The 23,735-nt window shown below is 40.4% G+C and carries 23 protein-coding genes; 15 read left to right on the top strand and 8 right to left on the bottom strand.

Translation table 11 applies throughout. From position 1 onward, the window contains the following. Positions 1 to 9 precede the first annotated feature (9 nt). From CRS_RS02990 to CRS_RS02920, 15 genes are all read left to right on the top strand, one after another. Positions 10 to 1,254 (top strand): sugar MFS transporter, encoded by a 1,245-nt coding sequence (locus CRS_RS02990; protein WP_142722592.1) that lies wholly within the window; start codon positions 10 to 12, stop codon positions 1,252 to 1,254. 5 nt (positions 1,255 to 1,259) lie between these two features. Further along, on the top strand, positions 1,260 to 2,669 hold the full coding sequence (locus CRS_RS02985; RefSeq protein WP_142722591.1) for a carbohydrate porin: 1,410 nt from the start codon (positions 1,260 to 1,262) through the stop codon (positions 2,667 to 2,669). 20 nt (positions 2,670 to 2,689) lie between these two features. Further along, entirely contained in the window at positions 2,690 to 3,532 is an 843-nt protein-coding gene (locus tag CRS_RS02980; protein WP_142722590.1) for a sugar phosphate isomerase/epimerase, read from the top strand. Between the two features lie 190 nt (positions 3,533 to 3,722). Continuing rightward, complete coding sequence (locus CRS_RS02975) at positions 3,723 to 4,196, top strand: Dps family protein (RefSeq protein WP_142722589.1); 474 nt, start codon at positions 3,723 to 3,725, stop codon at positions 4,194 to 4,196. A 54-nt stretch (positions 4,197 to 4,250) separates the two neighbouring features. Continuing rightward, positions 4,251 to 4,946, top strand: a complete 696-nt coding sequence (locus CRS_RS02970; RefSeq protein ID WP_123870921.1) for a LytTR family DNA-binding domain-containing protein — start codon at positions 4,251 to 4,253, stop codon at positions 4,944 to 4,946. Between the two features lie 107 nt (positions 4,947 to 5,053). After that, complete coding sequence (locus CRS_RS02965; RefSeq protein ID WP_142722588.1) at positions 5,054 to 7,261, top strand: hybrid sensor histidine kinase/response regulator; 2,208 nt, start codon at positions 5,054 to 5,056, stop codon at positions 7,259 to 7,261. A 12-nt stretch (positions 7,262 to 7,273) separates the two neighbouring features. After that, entirely contained in the window at positions 7,274 to 8,332 is a 1,059-nt protein-coding gene (locus CRS_RS02960; protein ID WP_142722587.1) for an NADH:flavin oxidoreductase/NADH oxidase, read from the top strand. 22 nt (positions 8,333 to 8,354) lie between these two features. Continuing rightward, positions 8,355 to 8,906, top strand: coding sequence for an antibiotic biosynthesis monooxygenase (locus CRS_RS02955; RefSeq protein WP_228451157.1), 552 nt, complete (start codon positions 8,355 to 8,357; stop codon positions 8,904 to 8,906). A 201-nt stretch (positions 8,907 to 9,107) separates the two neighbouring features. Continuing rightward, positions 9,108 to 9,665: a hypothetical protein gene (locus CRS_RS02950; protein ID WP_002978770.1), complete on the top strand. Its 558-nt coding sequence runs from the start codon at positions 9,108 to 9,110 to the stop codon at positions 9,663 to 9,665. A gap of 131 nt (positions 9,666 to 9,796) precedes the next feature. Next, entirely contained in the window at positions 9,797 to 10,843 is a 1,047-nt protein-coding gene (locus tag CRS_RS02945; RefSeq protein WP_142722585.1) for a cupin domain-containing protein, read from the top strand. An 8-nt stretch (positions 10,844 to 10,851) separates the two neighbouring features. Further along, positions 10,852 to 11,544, top strand: a complete 693-nt coding sequence (locus CRS_RS02940; protein ID WP_172616984.1) for a YoaK family protein — start codon at positions 10,852 to 10,854, stop codon at positions 11,542 to 11,544. A gap of 4 nt (positions 11,545 to 11,548) precedes the next feature. Continuing rightward, on the top strand, positions 11,549 to 12,010 hold the full coding sequence (locus CRS_RS02935; protein ID WP_142722583.1) for a redoxin domain-containing protein: 462 nt from the start codon (positions 11,549 to 11,551) through the stop codon (positions 12,008 to 12,010). A gap of 2 nt (positions 12,011 to 12,012) precedes the next feature. Further along, complete coding sequence (locus CRS_RS02930) at positions 12,013 to 12,531, top strand: thioredoxin domain-containing protein (RefSeq protein WP_142722582.1); 519 nt, start codon at positions 12,013 to 12,015, stop codon at positions 12,529 to 12,531. A 47-nt stretch (positions 12,532 to 12,578) separates the two neighbouring features. Then, complete coding sequence (locus tag CRS_RS02925; protein ID WP_142722581.1) at positions 12,579 to 13,400, top strand: alpha/beta fold hydrolase; 822 nt, start codon at positions 12,579 to 12,581, stop codon at positions 13,398 to 13,400. Between the two features lie 132 nt (positions 13,401 to 13,532). Continuing rightward, positions 13,533 to 15,092, top strand: a complete 1,560-nt coding sequence (locus CRS_RS02920) for a sigma-54-dependent Fis family transcriptional regulator (RefSeq protein WP_142722580.1) — start codon at positions 13,533 to 13,535, stop codon at positions 15,090 to 15,092. Here the strand turns inward: CRS_RS02920 and CRS_RS02915 are convergent. From CRS_RS02915 to CRS_RS02880, 8 genes are all read right to left on the bottom strand, one after another. Then, a complete protein-coding gene (locus tag CRS_RS02915) occupies positions 15,071 to 15,712 on the bottom strand; it encodes a TMEM175 family protein (protein ID WP_142722579.1) in 642 nt (213 codons plus the stop codon). The two genes, CRS_RS02920 and CRS_RS02915, sit on opposite strands and share 22 nt — an antisense overlap. A gap of 116 nt (positions 15,713 to 15,828) precedes the next feature. After that, entirely contained in the window at positions 15,829 to 17,181 is a 1,353-nt protein-coding gene (locus tag CRS_RS02910; RefSeq protein WP_142722578.1) for a sigma-54 dependent transcriptional regulator, read from the bottom strand. Positions 17,182 to 17,193: 12 nt separating this feature from the next. Next, complete coding sequence (locus tag CRS_RS02905; protein ID WP_228451156.1) at positions 17,194 to 19,395, bottom strand: histidine kinase dimerization/phosphoacceptor domain -containing protein; 2,202 nt, start codon at positions 19,393 to 19,395, stop codon at positions 17,194 to 17,196. A gap of 111 nt (positions 19,396 to 19,506) precedes the next feature. Further along, complete coding sequence (locus CRS_RS02900; RefSeq protein WP_142722576.1) at positions 19,507 to 20,172, bottom strand: YoaK family protein; 666 nt, start codon at positions 20,170 to 20,172, stop codon at positions 19,507 to 19,509. 4 nt (positions 20,173 to 20,176) lie between these two features. Further along, positions 20,177 to 20,650: a Dps family protein gene (locus CRS_RS02895; RefSeq protein ID WP_142722575.1), complete on the bottom strand. Its 474-nt coding sequence runs from the start codon at positions 20,648 to 20,650 to the stop codon at positions 20,177 to 20,179. 1 nt (position 20,651) lies between these two features. After that, positions 20,652 to 21,077, bottom strand: a complete 426-nt coding sequence (locus tag CRS_RS02890) for a DoxX family protein (protein ID WP_142722574.1) — start codon at positions 21,075 to 21,077, stop codon at positions 20,652 to 20,654. 12 nt (positions 21,078 to 21,089) lie between these two features. Further along, entirely contained in the window at positions 21,090 to 22,979 is a 1,890-nt protein-coding gene (locus CRS_RS02885) for an amidohydrolase (RefSeq protein ID WP_142722573.1), read from the bottom strand. A 6-nt stretch (positions 22,980 to 22,985) separates the two neighbouring features. After that, complete coding sequence (locus CRS_RS02880) at positions 22,986 to 23,729, bottom strand: M17 family peptidase N-terminal domain-containing protein (protein WP_142722572.1); 744 nt, start codon at positions 23,727 to 23,729, stop codon at positions 22,986 to 22,988. Positions 23,730 to 23,735: the final 6 nt, after the last annotated feature.

The raw sequence follows: 23,735 nt of genomic DNA, 5'->3' as shown, positions 1-23,735 counted from the left end.
ACATACTATATGAATACTCCAAAATTTACAGATAAAAAATATTATATCATTCTGTCTTTTGTTACTTCTTTATTTTTCTTCTGGGCGATTGCTCTTACTATGGGTGATGTATTGAACAAGCATTTTCAGAATGTCCTCAATATCTCAAAATCCAAATCAGGACTTGTGCAGCTTTCCATTTTCGGAGCCTATGCACTGATGGGTATCCCGGCGGGTCTTTTTATGAAAAGATTTGGGTATAAATTAGGCGTTATACTAGGGCTTTCGCTTTTCGCACTCGGATCTTTTTTATTTATCCCGGCAGCCAATACCTCTTCATTTGACTTTTTCAGACTGGCTCTTTTTGTCCTGGCGATGGGAATGGCAACTCTTGAAACCGTTGCACATCCATTTGTTGCTGCATTGGGTGACGAAAGGACCAGTGACCAGAGGGTTAATTTTGCTCAGTCTTTTAATGGATTGGGAGCTATTATCGGCCCTCTTTTAGGTGGATATTTCATTTTCGGAAGTCCTGATTCCGGATCAGGCTCACTGGATTCGGTAAAAAATCTCTATACGTGGATTGGTATTGTCATTCTGGCTATTACCATTATTTTCAGCTTTATCAGAGTACCTGATCTGAAAGATCCTCATGCAGAAGATATCCTGATCTCAGAGAATGAAAACGGAGAAGATGTTTCCGTATCAGATCCTCATGCACCACTTTACAAACAGAGACATTTTATATTCGCGGTTATTGCACAGTTTTTTAATATCGCGGCACAGGGCGGAACCTGGGCTTATTTTATCAATTATGGTGTTGAAAAGATGCATCTTCCGGAGATCCAGGCTTCCTATTATTTTTCTTTAAGTATGGCGATGATGATGATCGGAAGGTTTATAGGAACCTTTCTGATGAAGTTTATTGCCCCCAACAAGCTGCTGGCTATTTTTACGGCATGTAATATTGTTCTCTGCCTTATTATTTCACAAAGCTTAGGGTGGGTTTCATTCATCAGTCTTATTTTGCTTAACCTTTTTCTGAGTGTGATGTATCCAACGATCTTCAGTCTGGGGCTCAAAAGATTAGGTTCAAAAGTTCAGCAGGCTTCATCATTCCTGGTTATGGCGATGTTTGGAGGAGCTGTTTTCCCACCAATAATGGGTAGAATTGCAGAAAAAGATATTGCTCATGCTTATCTCCTTCCTATCCTCTGCTATGCGGTTATTTTATTATTTGCATTAAAATTCTATAAGCCAAAAACACTTAAATAATCCCTATGAAAACAAAGCTTTTATTAGCCTGGTGCATATTCTTTTTATGTGCTGGCAGGGGAATTAATGCCCAGATCACGATTACCAATAAAAAATTTTCCTTCGGAACAACCGGAAGAATCGGAGCCGGTTATTCTCCAAATGCAGATGGAAAAACAGGAAGACAACTCAACCTGAATAACCAGGGATCTTTAGGAGGCAGAATGGATCAGGGAGATTATGTTGACTTTTTACCGGCTTTCCATTTTAGTCCAGTGGTAAACGGCGACAGTACAAAAAATACAAAGATCGATATGCAGGCAAGACTGAGCTTTTATTCAGGAGGAACCTTTCTGGGAAATGTAGACTCAAAATCTAATCAGGGAATGATTGTTGCCTTACCGGAAGCATTTGTTGAGGCCAGAAATATTATGGGAAGTGACTGGGATGTCTGGGCAGGATCAAGATGGCTGAGATATGATGATATTCATATTGCAGATTATTTTTATTTTGATGACCATTCGGCAACCGGTTGGGGTGTAAGGCACAAAAACACACGATTTTCCATGTTTTTCCCGGCGGCTATTGACACGGCGGCAAGCAACTCTACTCCCTATTCCTATACCAATGTGATCAGCGGAGCAAAAAACCTGATCTATAGACAGAGGGAAGTGTTTGTTCTCGAACATACGCTTCCATTTAAAAATTCAAAGTATAAACTGAAATTTCTGGCAGAATTTCATCATGTGGAAAAATCGGGAGAGAATTCTATAGAACAATATCCATCAGATCAGGGCTGGGTTTTCGGAGCTAAATTAACCACAGATCTCAGCACCAGGATACCTGGTTCATTCAACCAGTTTTCCCTCAGATATGGAAGCGGAATTGCCAATGGGGGTGATAATGGAAATACACAGACCTGGAGAACCTACGGCGCCCCTGACGAGATCACAAAAACATATCAAGGTGCTTACTCATTGACTGTTGTTGAGCATTTTTTATGGAATATTTCAAACAGATGGTCGCTTAATCCCTACGCCGTATTTACCAAAAGTAAAGGAGGATCAGAAAGCATGGATAAAGCGATGGACTATTATAACCGCGAAATCTTCAACAGAAAAACAGAGTTTAATACCGGTATAAGAGCGACCTATTATTTCAACAACTGGTTTCATATCCTTTCTGAGTTCCATTATGCCACCCGAAAAAACGGAACGCAGGATGCTGCATCAATGATGAAACTGGTTTTGGCTCCTACTATTGTCCCTACCGCTGAAAGAAGTGTCTGGGCAAGACCGCACATCCGGTTGATTGCAGAAGTTTCAAGATACAATAACCAGGCAATGAGTACGCTATACTCACCATTTTTACAACAGTCCGGGGCAAAAAGATTCGGGACTTATTTCGGAATACGGACAGAATGGTGGATTTTTTAACAATAAAATAAAAAGATATTATGAATGTAAAATTAGGGGCTTCCCTACTCTCCTGGATCACTCCGTTATGGAATGCCGAATCAGGAAAATATGCCATAGAAAAAACCTCAAAGGCAGGGTTTGATCTTATCGAAATACTGTTGCCGAATTCAATGGACTTTGATGCCGGTACAGTAAAAAAACAATTAAAAGAAAACCATCTGGAAGCTGTCTGTTCACTGAACCTTCCCAAAGAAACACATATAGCATTTGAGCCCGAATCAGCAGAAAGACTGATCAAAAAAGCCATCGATAAAGTATATGAGTTGGAAACCAATCTTCTGGCAGGTGTCCTGCATGGCGGCATTGGTGTTTTTACCGGAAAACCACTCACAGAAAATGAAAAAGAAATCATTGCTGACGTATGGAGTAATGTGGCAGATTATGCCCAAACCAAAAGCATAGATATCGCCATAGAACCCATTAACCGTTATGAATCCTATGTCTGCAATACGGCGGAAAATGTACTGGAACTTATTAAAAAAACGGGTAAAAATAACCTTTTCCTTCACCTTGATACCTTTCATATGAATATTGAAGAAAATAATTTTTATGATCCGATTATCAATTCCGGAAAAATGCTGAAGCACCTTCATGTTACAGAATCTCACCGCGGTATGCTCGGAGAAGGCACAGTCAATTGGAAAGAATTTTTCTCTGCATTGAAAAAAATTAACTTTGAAGGGAATCTCGTTCTTGAAAATTTCTCTTCTTCAATTGCCGGAATGCAGGAAAAAGTATCACTATGGCAGACTTCCCCTTACAACGCCCAGGAACTTGCCGAAGGAAGCCTTGCATTTTTAAAAAAGAATCTTTACGGCTAAACCATTGTCCGTTACCATTGTCCGTTACCATTTTCCGAACTCTAAAATTATAATTCCGAAATGATGGATTAACCATCTTTTCACCGACTGATTCTGCCCGTTCATCGAAAATACAGATAATTTCACAGGATTATGACTGACCTTTACGTCAGAAAAAGGGCAATAATGCTCAATAATAAATCCTATTATTATGAAAACAAAAATCGGAATTACAGAAAAAAACACAGAAGCTGTTGCAGAACAATTGGCAAAATTACTGGCTGATGAAACACTGCTTTACATCAAAACAAGAAATGCCCACTGGAATGTAACCGGAGATAACTTCCACGCCAACCACATTTTCTTTGAAGAACAGTACAAACAGCTGGATGAGCTGATTGACAGCGTTGCAGAACGCATGCGTAAAATCGGCCATTATGCACCGGCCACGATGAAAATCTATCTGGAACTGACTCATTTAACAGAATACAGTGAAAGAACAAACGATGGTCTGGGATACATGAAGGATTTATTGAATGATCATGAGAGCATCATTGAATTTCTCCGTGGAAATATTATTCCATTTGCAGAAAAGTACAAAGATTACGGTACCAGTGATTTTATTACAGGCCTGATGGAAACCCATGAAGAAATGGCCTGGATGATCCGTTCATATTTCAGATAACACAAAATAAAAAAGGAATAATTATCTTTGTGTAAATCATAAACAACTATACCTATGAAAGCCTTAATCGTGGATGATAATGATATTGCAAGAACAACATTAGCACATCTCGCCAAACAGGTCCCTGATCTTTCTATTGTCAGCGAGTTTTCCAATGCTATAGAAGCCTATCATTATCTCCAGTCCAATTCCGTCGATCTGATATTTCTTGATATAGAAATGCCGGAAATGACAGGAATTGAACTCACGAAAACGCTTTCCGGTAAAGAGACAATCATCATTTTCACAACCTCAAAAAAGGAATATGCACTGGAAGCATTTGAGCTTAATATTGCAGATTACCTTCTGAAGCCCATTATGCCGGTCAGATTTCTGCAGGCAGTAAGCAAAGCGCAGACGATTCTTGAAAGCAGAAAAGAAAATGTAGAAGTAACAAGGGATGAGTTTCTTTTCGTAAGGGACTCCAATATTACAAGGCGCTTAAAGCTGGACGATATTTTCTATGCTGAGGCTATGGGTGATTACGTAAAATTTTACACCAAAGAAAAGATGTTTGCGATCCACGGTAAAATGAAAACGGCTGAAGAACGTCTTCCTAAAGATCATTTTATAAGAGTTCACCGTTCCTATATTGTTTCTGTGGGTAAAATTGACACCCTTCAGGACGGCGGTATTATGATCAACGGTAAATTCATTCCTGTAGCAGATGCCTACAGGAAAGCACTCAACACGAGAATGAATGTCTTTTAGCCTTTGCCGGCCATCAGAAATCTGACTTCCTTTTTTGATCTCAATCCCTGAACAGTTTAGGGTTTAATCAACCTTTATCTGCATTTTATTTAAATCAGACCGTTATTATGAAAAATATATCTTCAGTAATGGATAACAAGCGATTCAGCTATTTTATTATCCTGACCTTTATTGCGGGCTCACTCCTGTTGATTGCTGTTCAGCTCAATTCTGCAGGAAATACCAAAGCCCTGATTCAGAATAACAATACCTTGCTGAGCGAATTGCGTTCAAGCAATCATTTGAGAGAAATAGACCGTGATATTTTGGGGGTAGAAAGCAGGATCAGAGCTTCTATCGCAACGAATGACACCACTCATCTTGAAGGTATCGACCAAAAAATCAGTCAGATCGAAAATTTTCTGGATTCTCTTTCCAAAGACAATGTAAATGCTGAGGAAGAAAAGCTGATCCACAGATTAAGCGTTCTTGCCATGGAAAAGAAAACAACCAAAGATAAACTCCTGCACCGTTACCTGTCTGTAGGAAACATGGACGACAATACCTCCATTGCCAATCCGCGTGCAAGAAATATCTCCAATGAGATCACCAGAATCACAGCTAAAATATACGAAAGCAGAAAGCTCAATATGGTTGAACTCAGCCAGAAAAGTGAAGAAATGGGACAAAAAGCAAGATTTTATGACATCTCATTGCTGATCTTACTGATTTTGAGCGGTTCTGTCGTTGGATATCACATCCTCAGACAGTTTAAACGCCAGAGATTACTCATTAGCGAACTTGATATTGCTGAGAAAAAAGCGTTAGTAGCAGCACAAACCAAAGAAAATTTCCTTGCCAATATGAGCCACGAAATCAGAACTCCTTTAAGTGGAATTCTCGGGTTTACCAATTTGCTGCAAAAACGCCCGCTGGATGAAACTTCAGCAGAATTTGTCTCTTCAATACAGCGTTCCGGAGAAAACCTGATGGCGATCATCAATGACATTCTGGATTTATCCAAAATAGAAGCAGGAATGATGCGCATTACCCCTGGAATTTTCAGCATCAACGGACTGGTCAATTCTGTCGAAACATTTTTTACAGAAAGGGCCAAAGAAAAAGGACTTACCATTTCCAGTACTGTTGATTCTTCCATTCCTGACACATTGGTGGGAGACGCTACAAGACTAACACAGATTTTAGTTAACCTGATCGGAAATGCCATAAAATTTACCCACCAGGGAAATATTTCTGTTGAAATCTACAGTAAACAGCAAACAGATAAGAAAGCCGTTCTCGGATTCAGGATTTCAGATACAGGAATTGGAATTGACAAAGAAAAGCTTACTGAAATATTCGAAAGATTCAATCAGGGAGAAGATTCAACAACAAGAAATTACGGCGGCACAGGATTAGGCTTATCCATAGTGAAAAGCCTGATTGTACTGCAAAACGGAAACATCGAAGTAAGCAGTGAACAGGGTAAAGGAACCACATTTCATTTCTATATTCCTTACGGAGTTGCTGAAGAACAGCTTACCGTGCTGCCAGCTGCTGATCCGCATTATTTTAAAGATAAATCCAATATGCCTCTGAAAGTTTTGGTGGTTGATGATAATGTGATCAACCAAAGCCTGATGAAACATTTGCTTTCCCAATGGAATATCGATTTTCATATTGCATCGAACGGCCTTGAAGCCGTAAGTTATCTCAAAAGCAATGCATGCGATCTGGTTTTAATGGATATACAGATGCCTCAGATGGACGGATATGCTGCCACTCAGAAAATACGGGAAGAAATCAAACTGGATGTTCCGATCATCGCGATGACCGCACATGCGCTGGCAGGGGAAAGAGAAAGATGCCTGAGCCGTGGGATGAACGAATATATTTCTAAACCCGTCAATGAAGAAGAGCTGTTTATGCTGATTTCGAAATTCGGGTTTAAAGAAAATAATAAAAACGAAAAGAAAAACGAAAATCCATCATCTGACTATCAGTATATTGATCTCACTTATATGCACACGGTGAGCGGTGGTGATAAAAGCTTCGAACAAATGGTGACTCAACAGTTTATTGAGAATATTCCCAATCATGTACAGAAACTGACAACGGCTTATGAAAACCGGGATTTTCCAGGGATAAAACTTTGGGCTCATGATCTGAAATCCAGCATTGCCATCATGGGGTTACATCCTCTGTTAAAGGAGAAACTTGATATCCTTGAAACGGCTTCAGCAGAAAGCCCTGATCTTCAAAAAATTCTGGGAGAAGTACAGAAAGTATTGTCAGAAGCTGTTTCTGAAGCTGAGGCATTTTCAAAAACAATTTAAAAATAAGAAAAAATGAATTTATTTTCACCTATACAAATTCGCAGTCTTACCTTAAAGAACAGGATTGCATTATCTCCTATGCAGCAATACAGCGCTAAAAACGGGATTCCCGGCAACTGGCATCTCGTTCATCTTGGAAGCCGTGCTGTAGGCGGGGCAGGATTGATCCTTACTGAATGTACAGCCGTTTCAGAAGAAGGTCTCGCTACATTATCCGATGTAGGAATCTGGAATGATGAACAGAAAGATGCATGGAAAAACATCGTGAATTTTGTACATGAACAGGATGCAAAAATAGGAATACAACTTTGGCATGCTGGAGGAAAAGGAAGCCTGAAACATCCCAATGAAGGAATGAAGCCTCTCACTCCGGAAGAAGGTGCCTGGACTGTAAGATCATCTTCTGCCCACGAGTTCAACGGAGTTTTTGCGAAAGAGCTCACCATTGATAAGATTCAGGAATTACAAACCAAATTTGTAAAGGCAGCCCTTCGTGCCGTTGAAGCAGGTTTTGATACCATTGAGCTTCACGCAGGCCATGGTTATTTATTTCACCAGTTTTATTCCGCAGTAATCAATAAAAGACAGGATGAATATGGCGGAAGTTTTGAAAACAGAAGCGGTTTCCTTGTGGAAACTGTTCAGGAAATCAGGAAAGTTATTCCTGCTGAAATGCCTCTGTTTGTAAGAATTTCTGCTGTTGATTATATAGAATCGGATGAAGCCTGGACGCTGGAAGACAGTATCAGACTTTCTAAAATCCTTAAAGAAAACGGTGTAGATTTCATCACCGCATCTGGCGGAGGATTTACCCATGTAAGCAAGGATAAAGTATTTCCGGGATATCAGGTTCCTTTTGCAAAAGCCATTAAAGAACAGACCGGGATTTTAACAGGAGCTGTCGGAATGATTACAGAAGCGGAACAGGCCAATCATATTATTGCCAACGGAGATGCTGACCTGGTGGTTATCGCCCGGGAACATCTGAGAGATCCTTATTTTGCTATTCATTCTGCCAAGGCATTAGGTATTGAAACAGAAATTCCGTGGCAGTATAAAAGAGCGTATTAAATTAACCTATAAAAAATCAGTTATGGAAAATCAGGGTGCTTCAGTAGTCATTACCCATCATATTCTGGATGGAAAACAATCACAATATGAAAAATGGCTGGACGAAATTATTCCTGTCACCAGGCATTCGGAAGGCTTTATTGATCTTCAGATTGTTCGTCCTATTCCTGATCTGACTTTTGTGTACACTGTTATCATCCGTTTTGATACGATTAATCATCTTAAAAGCTGGATGGAGTCGGATAACCGGAAAAAACTCATTGAGAAAGCGAATCCGCTGTTCAGAAAAAACGACCATTACCAGATCAGATCAGGGCTGGATTTTCTTTTTACGACAGAAAATGAAGGGAATAAAGTTCCGGTACGCTGGAAACAGTTTCTGGCAACCTGGTCAGCTATTTATCCGCTTTCTGTACTTATTCCTGCTTTGATCATTCCTTTTTTACGGTTTTTACATATTCCCGCCAATCATTATTCTGATGGATTCATCAATTCCGGGATCATTGTCTTTCTGATGGTGTTTGCTGTGATGCCCAATTATACCAGACTGATTAAAAAATGGCTATATAAATAACCTCATTTAAAAATTATCCTTTATCAATCACTGTAACCTACAGTGATTTTTTTGTTTTCAGGAACCCCGCCCTGTTGCTATTTGAACATCATCAGCTTATTCAACGATCGTTTTCGCCTGTTGACCGAACAGCATTAAAAATTAAAACAACCGGTTTGTAGCTTTACATCATCAATAACATAACAATCAAAATCAACCACTATGGAAATCTTACAAACTCCCGAAAACGCACTATCTCACTCAAGCGTAAGTGCCATCATCAATGCACCCATTGAAAAAGTGAATATCGCAGACTGGCTGCTTAATCTGCCGGACGCCGAATACCAACGCTGCTCTACCCAACATATCGGAGCCGCTATTTCTGTCACCTTTGATGGTAAGCCGGTATCTTTAAATGTAGAAACGATTGGAGATGCATTGATGGTTCAGCATTATATTGCAGATGTTCATCGTCCTGATTACTGCCGCATGCTTTCCATCTCTGATTCAATTACAAAAAACGGCCGTACAAAAGTTCAGGTTCTATGGGAGCTGAAAGTGACAAAGATTGATGAAAACACCTGTCTTTATACTAATGAAATTCATGCGACAGCCACTCCCGAAATGTTTGAATATATGAAAGAACATGGGATCAACCTTGCAGATGCTGCTGCATCCAGACAGGCCGCTTCTGATGCCCATAATCATGAGGAGACTCCAAACTTTGCAAAAAGTATTGAAAATAAAGCATTGACAGGGCAATATAACCAGCCTTTTTAAAAAGCAGCAAGCCCTTTATATCTTCAACGACTCATTTTGCCTTTTCACCGAATAATATTAAAAAAAAGCAAGATTTCGGGATAGCTTTACAATAACAAAAACAAAGAGAATTAATCACAAAAAATAATACTATGAATCCTGCATCATTAAGTTTCAGATACGAATTAGAAAAAAAAGAACCGCGCACCAGTGACGGCGGTACAACAAGAGGTGCTTCCGTAAAAGAATTCCCTGCTTCTGTAGGTATTGCCGGAGTTTCCATGAGATTACAGCCCGGAAGCATGAGAGAGCTTCACTGGCATGCCAATGCCGCAGAATGGGCATATGTGATTTCAGGAACGGTACGTACAACGATTATTCATCCGGACGGACGAAGTTATACTGATAATTTTGAACCTGGTGACGTGTGGTATTTCCCGAAAGGCTACGGACATTCCATCCAGGCTACCGGAACAGAGGAATGTCATTTTATCCTGATTTTTGACAACGGCAATTTTTCGGAAGACCATACCTTCAGCGTTACAGACTTTGTTTCAAGTATGCCTCCTGAAATCGTTGCACAAAATTTAGGGCTGAGCCTTGAAGAGGTAGCAGAACTCCCTCAGAAAGAAGTTTACTTTGCGGCAGGAGTTGTTCCGGACGAACTCTCGGTGAATGCCGCAGCCCGTCCTGAGGAATCAGATATTGAGCTGACAAGCCTTCACCGCTATCCTCTGCATTCCCAACAGCCAAGAATCATTCCCGGTGGTGGTCTTCAGAGATTGGTTACGAGTAAGGAATTTCCGATCAGCACCACAATGGCCGGTTCTGTACTGGAGCTGCAGCCCGGTGCTTTAAGAGAAATGCACTGGCATCCGAATGCAGACGAATGGCAGTATTTTATATCCGGACAGGCAGAAATGTCGGTATTCCTGGCAGAAGGAGTTTCTGTTACAGAACAGTTCAATGCAGGTGATGTAGGCTATGTGCCTATGGGAGCCGGACATTATATCAAAAATACAGGAGATACCGTCTGTAAAGTATTGATCGGATTTAATAACGGTACCTACGAATCCATTGATATCAGCGAATGGCTGGCAGGAAACCCTAAAGATGTGGTTAATACGAATTTCGGACTGAAAGAAGGAGAAATAGAAAAGTTTCCACAAAAGAAAGTATTCATCAAACCCGGAAAATAATTCCTCCTGTGGTTTCAGAAACAAAACTCCCACCCTATGACAGTTCTGTCAGAATACAGGAGAAACTTGCAGTATTCCTTGCTTTCATTGCGGGATATACAGATGCTACAGGGCTGATACAATGGAAAACCTATGTTTCTTTTATGAGTGGAAACACCACACAATTGGGAGCCGCTCTTTTCAGTGAAAAACATAATGTTATCATCAGCTCTGTCACAGTGATCAGCTTTTTCCTGGCTGGGATTTATATGGGCACCTGTTTATCATTATCAAAGAAATTTATAAACAAAAAAATAATTTTCTATATGGTTTCAGGAATCATGATTCTTTACTGTATCACTGATTATTATGAGCATCTTGCCAATGGCCTTTCCATAGCCATTACCGGTTTTGCAATGGGTCTTATGAATACTGCTGTCACTTCGGTGGGTAACCAAAAGATCAATACGGATTTTGTGACGGGAACTTTAAACAGTCTGGCAAGAACAGCGGCTCTGTTTGTCATGAGTGATCAGGCAGACGAGCGAAAGGAATACAGAGTGAATATTTTTCATTTGTTATTCTTGTGGATGGGTTTTCTCTGTGGTGCTTCAGTTGCTCCTTTCCTGCTCTTCTGTTTAGGAAACTGGACACTGATTTTTCCCGCGGCCTTACTGCTCATCTGCGCGTTAACAATTCCAATTCCAACCATTAAAAACTAATCCTATGCTACAAAAAAATACGGTTGCCCCAGATTTTACATTATTTGCAACCCCAGATCAGAAAATTACCTTATCCGAATTCAGAGGACGAAATGTCATTCTTGCATTTTACCCGGCAGACTGGAGCCCGGTGTGCAGTGACCAGATGGCATTGTATAACGAAATGCTGAAATATTTCAAAAAATATGATGCAGAAATTTTCGGGATTTCTGTGGATAGCAAATGGTGCCACCTGGCATTTTCACAATCCAGAAACCTGCACTTCCCACTGCTTGCAGACTTTGAAGCCAAAGGAGAAACAGCCAGGAAATATGGTGTTTACAATGACGAAGAAGGAGAATGCAACAGAGCCCTTTTTGTCATCAATAAATACGGCATCATCGAATGGAGCTACCTTTCTCCCACCGCCATCAATCCTGGGGCAGACGGAATTTTAGAAGCATTAGAAAACCTTAACACAAAATAATTATGTCACTTAAACCATCAGTCAGCAATGCTGACCACACTCAGGGCAGCTCAGATGCCAGCTTAGTCATTGTAGAATACGGGGATTATCAGTGCCCTTACTGTGGAGCAGCCTATCCGGTTCTTAAAGAATTAATGAAAGAATTCGGAGATCAGATCAGATTTGTATTCCGAAATTTTCCGCTGTCAGAAATGCATCAGTATGCAAGAACGGCAGCGCTGGCGGCAGAAGCGGCAGCTTTGCAGGGAAAATTCTGGGAAATGCATGATGCCATTTATGAAAATCAGGCTCATCTGGATGATAGTCTCCCGCTAAAACTTGCAGAAAAATTGGGTTTAAATATCCCTCAGTTCAAAGCTGATATTCATAAGCAGGAACTGGCAGAAAAAGTAGATACAGACTTTGAAAGTGGTATCATCAGCGGCGTGAACGGAACTCCTTCTTTTTTCATCAACGGAAATAAATTCAACGGCGGTGCCGAAGATCTTTTTCAGTTGGTACGAGAAAATACAGCCTATTAATCAGAAAAATATTTAAAAATCAATTCATAACATTAAAAATAAACAACATGAGCACATTAACCTTAAAAGACGGAACAGAAATTTTTTACAAAGATCAGGGGCAGGGCCCGGTATTAATGTTTCACCACGGATGGCCTCTATCATCAGACGATTGGGATGCACAGGTGATTTTCTTTTTACAGAAAGGCTACAGGGTGGTTACCCACGACAGAAGAGGCCACGGGCGTTCCAGCCAGAATATTTATAATCATACTATTGAACAATACGCTTCTGATGCCGCTGAGCTGGTTGAATTTTTAGATCTGAAAGATGTTGTACACATCGGGCATTCAACAGGTGGCGGGGAAGTGATCCGTTATGTCAACAAATATTCCAATGGAAGAGCTAAAAAAGCAGTTCTGATCAGTGCTATTCCACCGGTAATGGTGAAAAGTGAGAACAATCCTGACGGCGTTCCCATGGAAGTTTTCGACAACATCAGGGAACAAACCCTGAACAACAGAAACCAGTTTTATTTTGACCTGACTTTCCCTTTCTATGGTTACAACAGAGAAGGTGCGAATATAAAGGACGGAGTTCAGAGAAACTGGTGGAGACAGGGATTAATGGGTGGAATTGTTGCTCATTATGATGGGATCAAAGCTTTTTCAGAAACAGATTTAACCGAAGACTTAAAAGCTGTGGATATTCCTGTTTTGGTAATGCATGGCGAAGATGACCAGATCGTTCCTATTGCCAATGCTGCATTAAAATCAATTAAATTACTGAAGAACGGAAAGCTGATCACGTATCCGGGATTCCCTCACGGGATGCCGACTACAGAGCATCCAATCATAAACAAAGACCTTTTGGAATTTATCAGATCTTAAAAACGAAGCTTTTTTCAATATACTAAAGATGAACTTTAATGGTTCATCTTTTTTTATTTCAGGTATTGTAACCATTCACATGCAGATCTTTTTCAATTTTTCCTATCTTTAAACTTTCAAGTAAGAATTTCTATGAGTAAGCCTTCTGATCCCAATGCAGAAATGATGAAACGCCTGCAGGAAATGCAGAAAGAACAGCTTATGATTTCCCGTTTAACCAAAGAGTTTTCTACTATTTTAGATAAGAAAAAGTTTCAGCTTGTTATCCATAAATCTTTCAAAACTGAACTGGGATTCAATGATTGTATGATGATCAGGGATGTAAAAGGAAATATTGAAATACTCGGCAGCGGGACTGAAAATCAGAATCATATCGCAGATTATCAGCTTGACAGGTATTTAAAAAAATGTCTTGATTCTGCGGAGCCTCTTCTTTTTGATCTTAAAGACCTGTCACCTCTTCCTTCCTGTTTTACCGAAGCTAAAAATTCTGGAATGCGGATGGCTGTAGGATTGGGACTTCCGGCTGTCAGTGAAAGTAAAAATGTACTTTTCCTTTTCTACAAAAGCTTTATTTCAAAAGATACAATTCCGGAAAGAATTATAAACGGCATTTCTACCCAGCTTTCCATTACCCTCCATAATATGGATGTTCAGGAACAACTGAAAACATTTCAGGGAAATATCCAGAATTTTTCGAAAGAAACTGAAGAAGAAAAGAAAAGCAGACACGGCTTTCAGGGAATTGTGGGGCAAAGTAAAGCCATGCAGCACATTTTTGAAAAGATCTCACAGGTAGCTCCATCACAATCCAATGTGATTATCTTTGGAGAAACGGGCACGGGAAAAGAACTTATAGCACAGGCGGTTCATGAACTTTCGGAATTTTCGGGAAAAAAGATGATCAGGATAAACTGTGCGGCTATTCCTGCCAACTTAATAGAATCTGAGCTTTTCGGACACGAAAAAGGAAGTTTTACCGGAGCAACAGAACAGCGGAAAGGAAAGTTTGAACAGGCACACAACAGTACTATTTTCCTGGATGAAATTGGTGAACTTCCTCTGGAATTACAAGCGAGGCTTCTGAGGGTTCTTCAGGAAAAAGAAATTGAAAGAATCGGGGGAAACAAAAGAATAAAAGTGAATGTAAGGATCATTACGGCCACCAACAGGAATCTTGAAAAAGAAGTGACGGAAGGCCGGTTCAGAAGTGATCTTTTTTACAGGCTGAATGTTTTTCCTATCCATCTTCCTGCCTTGCGGGAAAGAAAAGAGGATATTCCTTTGCTGGCAGACTATTTCCTTGAAAAACTCTATCCTAAAACAGGCAAAAAGATTAATGGTTTTTCTCGGAACGTGGTCAAAATGATGATCGACAATCCATGGTTGGGTAATATCCGTGAACTGGAAAATATGGTTGAAAGAAGCATACTGACGGCAAAAGGAGATATGATCAGGGAAATGGATTTTCCTAAAGTTATCAACTCTCAAAATATAGATCAGGATGTTCAGGTTAAAACACTGCAGGAATTTGAAAAGGAATATATTTTAAAAATAATCAAAAAATGTAATGGCCGCATTTTCGGGGAAACAGGCGCTGCCAAATTACTGGGATTGCCTCCGACAACGCTTATTTCCAAAATGCAGAAACTTGGAATAGAAAAAAAGCACTATTTCAAGGAATCTGAATAATGTTTGTCAAGCCCCATTTCTATTTTCCCAGAAGACAATGCCCAGAAAATCCAAAGTCCTAAAATGATCAGCAGCGACAAGGCCGGGATCCAGAACGACAGGATTAATGCAACAACATAGATGGGAAGCCCGTACAGGTAATTATTATGGATCTTTTTTATAGCAGCATCGGTAATACCGGGACGCAAAAGTTTTTTGTTACGGGTAGCCAGAAACCATAATAAATTGTAAGCAAGATTGATCAGAACAAAAATGCCGGTATAGAGGGCCACGACAACAGAAGAGGCTTCACCATCAAAATACCTTGCCAGCAAAGCGGTAGGATAAGAAACTGCCGAAACCAGAAAAAGGATCAGTCCGTTGGCAAACATAATTGCTGAATTCCGACTGTAGATCTGTTTGAAAATCTTATGATGGTTCACCCACATGATGAAAATACTGAAAAACGAAAGGATAAATGCCAGAAATGCCGGCCACTGATTCTTCAGAAAGACCAGCAGATCATTCCCGTTTTGTATTGAGTTCTCTTCAGGAAAGTGAAGATCCAGCACCAAAAGCGTTACAGCTATTGCAAAAACACCATCACTGAATCCTTCTATTCTGAGCGTTTCTTTTTCCATAATTACCTGATTGATTTAGGATTGTAAAGACATAATGATTTTGTCCTCCAATTATTTGAAGAATTATGATTAAAAAATTGAAAGAAAATAGGGTCTCCGGCTAGCTTTCCCCTGAATTATTTATAGCCTTTGTCAATTCCCAGTTTTTTCATTTTGGAATATAAAGTCTGTGGCTGTATTTTCAGCAGCTCTGCAGCACCGCCCGGCCCTGAAACTTTCCCGTTGGAAGTCTGAAGCGCATTCATGATGTGATCTCTTTCCATATCTTCCAATGATTTCAGCGGCCCTTGTGTTTCTGTAGGCTTTTCAACGATTTTGGGCAGATCAAAGCTTTCTATTTCTGTGGTTTTGGCCAATAGAACACTTCTTTCAATAAGATGCTCCAGCTCACGGATATTTCCGGGCCAGTGATAATTCAGCAGCTGTTCTAATGCTTTTTCACTGATAGATGTGATATTTCTTCTCGAAGCAGCGGCATATTTATTCAGGAAAAAATGGGCCAGCAATACGATATCTTCCTTTCTTTCTCTCAGCGGAGGCAGTTCAATAGGAAATACATTCAAACGGTAATACAGATCCAGCCTGAATCTTCCTTCTGCCACTTCTTTTTCCAGGGAACGGTTGGTTGCTGCCACAATTCTTACGTTTACTTTAATTGTGTTATTTCCCCCCAGCCGTTCGATTTCTTTTTCCTGTAAAACTCTCAGCAGTTTAACCTGTGAATCTAATGGCAGCTCCCCTATTTCATCCAGGAAGACGGTTCCTCCGTTAGCCTGCTCAAACTTTCCGATTCTCAATGTATTGGCTCCGGTAAAGCTTCCTTTTTCATGTCCAAACAATTCGGATTCGATAAGCGCATGCGGCAGTGCAGCACAGTTGACCACAACAATAGGATGAGCTTTACGCTCTGAAAGCTCATGAACGGAATGGGCCACTTTTTCCTTTCCTGTTCCGCTCTCCCCGACTACCAGAACAGACGTATCTGTAGGAGCTACTACCCTTATTTTTTCAACAACATCCTGAAGAACCTTGCTTTTCCCGATAATTCCTTCAATGACTTCATGATTTCCGGTATCAGTACACAATTCACAGCCTCTTTCCATGTCATAACGGTATCTGGCAATGTCAAGCATAACAATCATATCACGCTCCCGGAAGGGTTTTACCATAAATCCGTAGGGCTGTGTCTCCTTCACGGCTTCCAGGGTAGACTGGTTGGTATTGGCTGAAATATAAAGAAAAGGAAGATTCATTTCACGCAGTTCCCAGGCAAGATCGATTCCTGTGAGGTCACCTTTTAAGATGATATCAAGAAGCACCCAATCCGGCTTATTATCTGCAATCAGTTTTCTGGCCTGAACCACTGAAGAAGCAATTCCTGTAACCTGATAACCGGCCTTCATCAGCATCAGTTTGAGATCATTGGCTACAATAAATTCATCTTCTACAATTAATATTTTTTCTTTCATAATAATCAGCCTTTAATTTGAAGGTGTTATTTCTGTATTTTTTCTGAAGGTAATGGTGACTTTTAAGCCCCCTTTGTTTTCAAGATGAAAAGTTCCGTCCAGCTGATCGGTAAGTCCACGCATCAGATTCATTCCCAAAGATTCTGTTTCCTCGATATTAAAATCTTCGGGAAGTCCTACTCCATTATCTGAAATCATCAGTTCACAAAGATCTTCACCGGTATTTTTAAATGAAACGAAAACTTCCCCTTTCCGGTCATCCGGAAATGCATATTTTACGGTATTATTGACTGCTTCATTGACGATCAGTCCCATAGGAACCGCCTGGGCCACATCAAGAAACACTTTATCAGTATCTACTGTAAAGTTGATTTTCCTTTCGGATGAATAACATTCTTTGATATAAGTAATCAGCTCATAAATATACCACGACATGTCAATCATTGAAAGATTGTCAGACTGATAAAGCTTCTGATGGATCAGGGACATGGCATGCATTCTGTGCTGGCTGTTCTGTATGGCCATCAAAGCATCTTCATTGTCCAGATAAGCCGACTGCGTATTGAGCAGGCTGATCACAATCTGCAGATTATTTTTAACCCTGTGATGGATTTCTTTTAATAGCCATTCTTTCTCAGAAAGTAACTTTTTCAGCTGTTCATTCTGTTCATCAATCTGCTTACGCTTCAGTTCCAGGTTTTTATTGGCATTGCTTTTTAATCTTGAGCGGTTATACAGCAAGGCTGCAAAAAGGATCAGCGCCAGAATGCTTCCGATGAAAACATATCTGATAAAGGTATCATTCGCAATTTTAATATCCTGCAGTTTTGCTTTCTGGGTTAGCAGCTGAATGTTTTTATCCTTCTGCTCTGTCTCAAACTGAATTTTAAGGCTGTTGATCTGCTTACTTTTTTCACCGTTAAAAACAGAATCGGAAAGCTTTTTGTACAGCTGATAATGCTGTATGGCATCAAGGTATTTTCCCTGTATGGAATCTGCTTTGAACCACATCAAATGATTTTCTGAACGGAGCATATCATTCCCGTTATTTTTGGCTATCGAATCAAAAAGTCTGGCTTCACGATACATTTTATCAAAATTCCGGGTCTGGTAGTGATAGAAAACAAAGCTTCGCAGCAATGAGGCCTGCTGGTTATTTTTTTCTGCATTTTCACCATAATAGGCTACCAGTTTTTTGTAGTACGCCTCAGCTTCGTTAAACTGCTTTAGAATAGTGTACGTACTGAACAGAATATAATTCTCTGACATTTCAAAATTCTGATCTACAATAGGATACTTTTCTCTGTATTCCTGAATCATGGTAATGGCCTGCTTAAATTTTTTCTGCCTGATCAGCATCGTAGAAATATTATTGGCCACCGTTCTGATGTAGTTATTATCTTTATTTTTTTTCGCAGTAGCCAATGATTTCTCCCAATACTTCATGGCATCATCATTCTGGCGGAGATAATAATACACCATTCCGATGTTGCTGTAAATAGAGCACATCTGCAATGAATAATCATTCACACTTTCCGCTGTTTTTTCTGCCAGAAGGCCATAGCGGAGCGCTTCCTCATAGTCCGCTTTCTGAATTTCAACCTGGGAAATAAGATTGTACACACTCTGTAATTCTCTGAATTTCACAGACTGATAGACAGAAAGGGATTGCCTGAGCAAGCCCAGTGCCTTATCAGAATTTTCTTTGATATAGTAAAGCTCACCAAGATCTTTTAAAATGCCTGCCTGATTCAGCTTTGATCCTGAATTTTTAAAAAGTTCCAACGCTTTTTCTTTAAGTTTAATTTTAGTATCAAAATACTCAGGTTTATTGTCATACATATACGATAGTTCGTTGTATGCTTCTCCGGCCTGCTCCTTAAATTGATGGGTTTCAAAATAAGAAAGAGCCTCTTTCATTCTGGAAAAAGCAATATTTTTACTGCCTCTTTCTTTATCTATTTTAGCCTCCAGAAATATGAGTTTTCCGGCAGACATCGGATCCCCGGATTTCATATTGAGTGCTTTTGCCTGTCTGTTCAGAATAGCGGCACTGTCGAGATCAGCTTTCAACTCTCCTTTTTTAGTAATGTAATAATTACTCAGCCGCAATAATAAAGCAGTTTTCTGAGCAGTATTGGTGGAAGAGGAAATCTGTTTTCTCAACAGTGCAGGGTTTTCCTGGGTCTGCGCTTTTATACTGCATGAAAACATCAAAACCAATGAAAAACACACTATCTTTAGTAGATTTTTAGATAAAAAATAAAGGCTGAAATTCATTTTTTAAAGGTAATCTATTATCCTGTAATCTGCCATAGTCCACTGCTAGTTTTTACGGTGGTAAAAATAGCAGATGATCATTGCCAGTCCGGGTAAAATCAATGTTACCAGTCCGAACTGTTTCCCTGCATAAGCTCCTAAAAAACAGCCTACCAGAAATCCAAGGATGGTAATCAGCTGTTTCTTCAGGCTTGCCCATGCTTCAGGGTGGTGAAAGCCGCTTGACAGAAGTGTTCCGAAATCCAGGGAAGCCTGGGTTACATTTCCTGTCATCATGGTAGTCGGGCCATGGGTTTCTTTTGCATAAAGTTTTCCGAAAGCATTCTGAAGTCCCATTGCAAAAACGGTAATCATAGCCACAGTATACATCACGACTTCTGAAAATGTTCCATAGTAACTGAAAACGGCTACAATAATTCCGGCCGACAAAAGCAATGCTCCTTCCCAGAATAACAGCGTATAATGATTGATGACCTTTCCGGCAATCCTTCCCCCTGCCATAACTGCAAGAATAAATACCGGAAAAGTAAGCAGCTTTACCCACGCATGAATATCCGATCCCTTCACAAACTGATAGGCAAATACAATAAAGTTCCCTGTAACATGCGCCGAAAAAAGGGCATCTGCCGATACAAAAGTCACGGTATCGCAATATCCGGCAATCATGGTTAACAATAAGGTGACAAAGCCGATATTATGTTTTATTTCCATTTTCCTATTTTAAATGTGAACGGAGCATCCAGGCCATTTTCTCATGGGTTTCCAATAACCCTGTGATATAGTCGCTTGTCCCTGAATCACGGAATTCAACAGCGAAGTTTTCAATATTTTCACGAAGATGAATGATGATGCTTTCATGGTCGGAAAGAAGCGCCCTGATGTAAGCCAGGCTGTCGTTCGATTCAAGATGATGTTCGGACAGATGCGTTAATGCCAGGTACTCCCTTAAAGTGGCCGGTGCATAATGCCCCAGCGTTCTGATTCTTTCCGCCAGATCATCGATGATGTCGTCCAGCTGTCCGTATTGTGCTTCAAAAAACAGGTGTTTATTGTAAAAATCCGGTCCTTCCACATTCCAATGTGCTTTTCTTGTTTTGGTATACAATACAAATTCATCTGCTAAAGTGGTAACCAGTACTTCAGCAACTTTTGCTAAATTTTCGTTTTTAATTCCGATTGAAGTTTTCATTTTATAAAATATTTAATAAGTAATAATCAAGTGAATATCTTCCTGCTCCTAATGCAAGAATCAGTAACAGGGAAAGGGTGTACATAAAAGGAACATCCCGTACTTCCAGTGAATCTTTTCTGTGAACTACAAAATATCCGATAGCCGTCACACCAATGGTCGGTAAAACCGCAAGTCTGGTTCCCAGCCCTAAAATGATCAGAAATGGAACCACCAGATCAGCAAATGAAGCGACTATGGCATTGAGTTGATCAGGCAATCCCAGAGGATTTGGAATCACTTCCCTTTGTCCGTTTTCCAGCCTGAATTTCTTTAAACCATGCACTCTGAACAATTGAATCGCCAGGAGTACCCGAAAAACCAGAAATGAAGCATCATTGAATGATGAGCCTAAATCTGATGAAAGGATTTGTTTTAAAATTTCCATATGTATTGATCGTTAAAAAGCAAAGCACGAACAGCCTAAAGCTCCCCAGAATGTGTGGTAATTATTAACGGGCACATTGCTCATCCTTGCCTGGTTATGGTTATGATGATGGATATCGCAGCTTCCTGCACAGCTATGAATTTGTGAGATTAGTGGAGCTTTTAAATCCTGTTTCGTATTTTTCTCAATTTCTTTCTGAAAATGTCCGCCTGCAGGGTAATATCCGTTATAAAGATTCGTTGGAGACCAGTCCGGAAGCACAGGAATAGATGGTGGTGCATAGGATGAGAATGTTCCTTTGGCATAGACTATTTTCCCGTCTACAATGGTCATTTCCGCTTCAATATTTTTGATATCTTCATCATCAACCGTGAAATAATCCTGATCAAGAACTGCCAGATCTGCAAACATTCCTACCCTGATATCACCTTTTTTCTGCTGTTCCTGAGAGAACCATGCGCTGCCTTTTGTATAGAGCTCCAATGCGGTTGCTCTGTCCAGCTTTGTTTCGTGGTATAATTGAAGTCCGCCAACAGTTTTACCTGCGGTCAGCCAATACATGGAAACCCACGGATTGTAGCTGCTTACCCTTGTGGCATCTGAGCCTCCGCCTACAGGAACTCCCATTTCCAGCATTTTTTTCACGGGTGGTGTACTTTCTGCTGCCGGGGAACCATAACGGTCTGCAAAATATTCTCCCTGGTAAGCCATTCTGCTCTGGATGGCGATTCCGCCGCCAAGCATTTTTACCCTTTCGATATTTTTTTCATCAATGGTTTCCGCATGATCAAAAATCCATGGTAGACCATTGAAGGGAATGTCGCGGTTTACTTTTTCAAAAACATTTAAAAACCGGGTGATGCTTTCATTATAGGTGGCATGAAGCCTGAATGGCCAGCGGTTTTCTACCAGTAAACGGACTACTTTTTCAAGATCTGCTTCCATGTTTTCAGGCAGATCCGGTCTTGGTTGAAGAAAGTCTTCAAAATCGGCTGCCGAAAATACCAGCATCTCTCCTGCTCCGTTGTGGCGGTACATGTCATCGCCCTGATATAATTTTACAGTATCGATCCAATCGCTGAAATCTTCAAATTCATGTTTAGGTTTCTGGGTAAAAAGATTATAGGCGATCCTTACAGTAAGCTGTTTTTTTTCATTCAGCTCGTTGACCACCTGATAGTCGTCCGGGAAATTCTGGAATCCTCCTCCGGCATCAATGACGCTGGTAATTCCGAAACGGTTCAGTTCTGTCATAAAATGTCGGGTAGAATTCAGCTGATGCTCGTAAGAAAGCTTCGGGCCTTTTGCCAGTGTTGAGTATAAGATCATGGCATTGGGTGTCGCAATAATCAGCCCTGTGGGTTCACCGTTAGCATCTCTTTCAATATGTCCGCCTGCCGGAGCCGGAGTATTTTTGGTAAATCCTACCGCCTTCAATGCTGCTCTGTTCATTAAAGCCCTGTCGTATAAATGCAGGATAAAAACAGGTGTTTCCGGGGCAATGGCATTAATTTCCTCCAGGGTTGGCATCCTTCTTTCTGCAAACTGGAATTCTGACCATCCTCCTACGACACGAACCCATTGCGGAGAAGGCGTACGGTCTACCTGGTCTTTTAACATTCTGAGCGCATCGGCCAGTGAGGGAACGCCATCCCATCTTAGTTCCAGATTATAATTTAATCCGCCACGGATCAGATGGATATGAGAATCATTGATTCCCGGCACTACTCTTTTCTTTTTAAGATCAATCAGTTTTGTGGCTTCATCTGCGAACTGGTGTGCCAGTCCGTCATTTCCAACCGCGATAATTTTCCCGTCTTTAATGGCTACTGCAGAAACTTCCGGAGTTTCTTTATTGAAAGTGTGTATTTTTCCGTTGTATACGATAAGATCTGCTTTCATCTTTAATTATTTGGTGTTCAATTTCGAAATAGCTTCCTGAATTCCTCCTCCGGCAACGGTGAAAAATGATGGCCCGGCCAGCAGAATCAGTTTTTTTAGTTTCATTTTATCGGATAAATGCTGAGTATTTAAATATGATTGGGCACGATAGGCGTCAAAGGCACCTAAGACCACATTTTCTGCTACCAGGGCTGTCGGAGAATCAATTCCTGCATCTTTGATATCGCTGGCAAATGATACAGTATGTACCTGCAGTTTCAAAGCTTCTCTCATCGCAACACTTCCTACCTCTTTCATGAGTTCGGCATCGAAAGAGTTTCTGTTACCCAAGCCGATCAACAGCAGTTTTCCGGAGGCAAGGCTTCCTTTCGGAGGATTAATTAATAAGGTTTCCAAAGCGTGTCCTTTGAACTGTCCTTTTTTACGGACTTCTGTAATAATTCCTTTTAATGCTTCATCCAGATGAACCATTCCGTTCAGTTCTTTGGGAAGCGCCGGCGGATTGAAAATATCTCCTTCCGTATACTCGAAAACACAGGCAATCTGCAAATCTGCTTTGGCAGCAGAGGGTCCCTGTACCAGCCCTACAACAGAAATTCCGTCAACAGTTCCCCATGTTTTTGAGGTTCCAATAGCTGTTTTTTCTGCGGCAGCCTGTGCTGAAACGAAGTGGGTTCCCGCAGTTGCCAACACCAATGCTGTAAAGAATATTTTTGACCAATTGATGTATTTTGAAATTGAATTTTGCATAATAAA

Origin of the sequence: Chryseobacterium sp. ON_d1, assembly GCF_006829085.1 — a bacterium.
In the GTDB taxonomy this organism is placed as follows: Bacteria; Bacteroidota; Bacteroidia; order Flavobacteriales; family Weeksellaceae; genus Chryseobacterium.
Note: the sequence above shows the minus strand (reverse complement) of the source record. Positions and strands in the feature narration are given on the sequence as shown.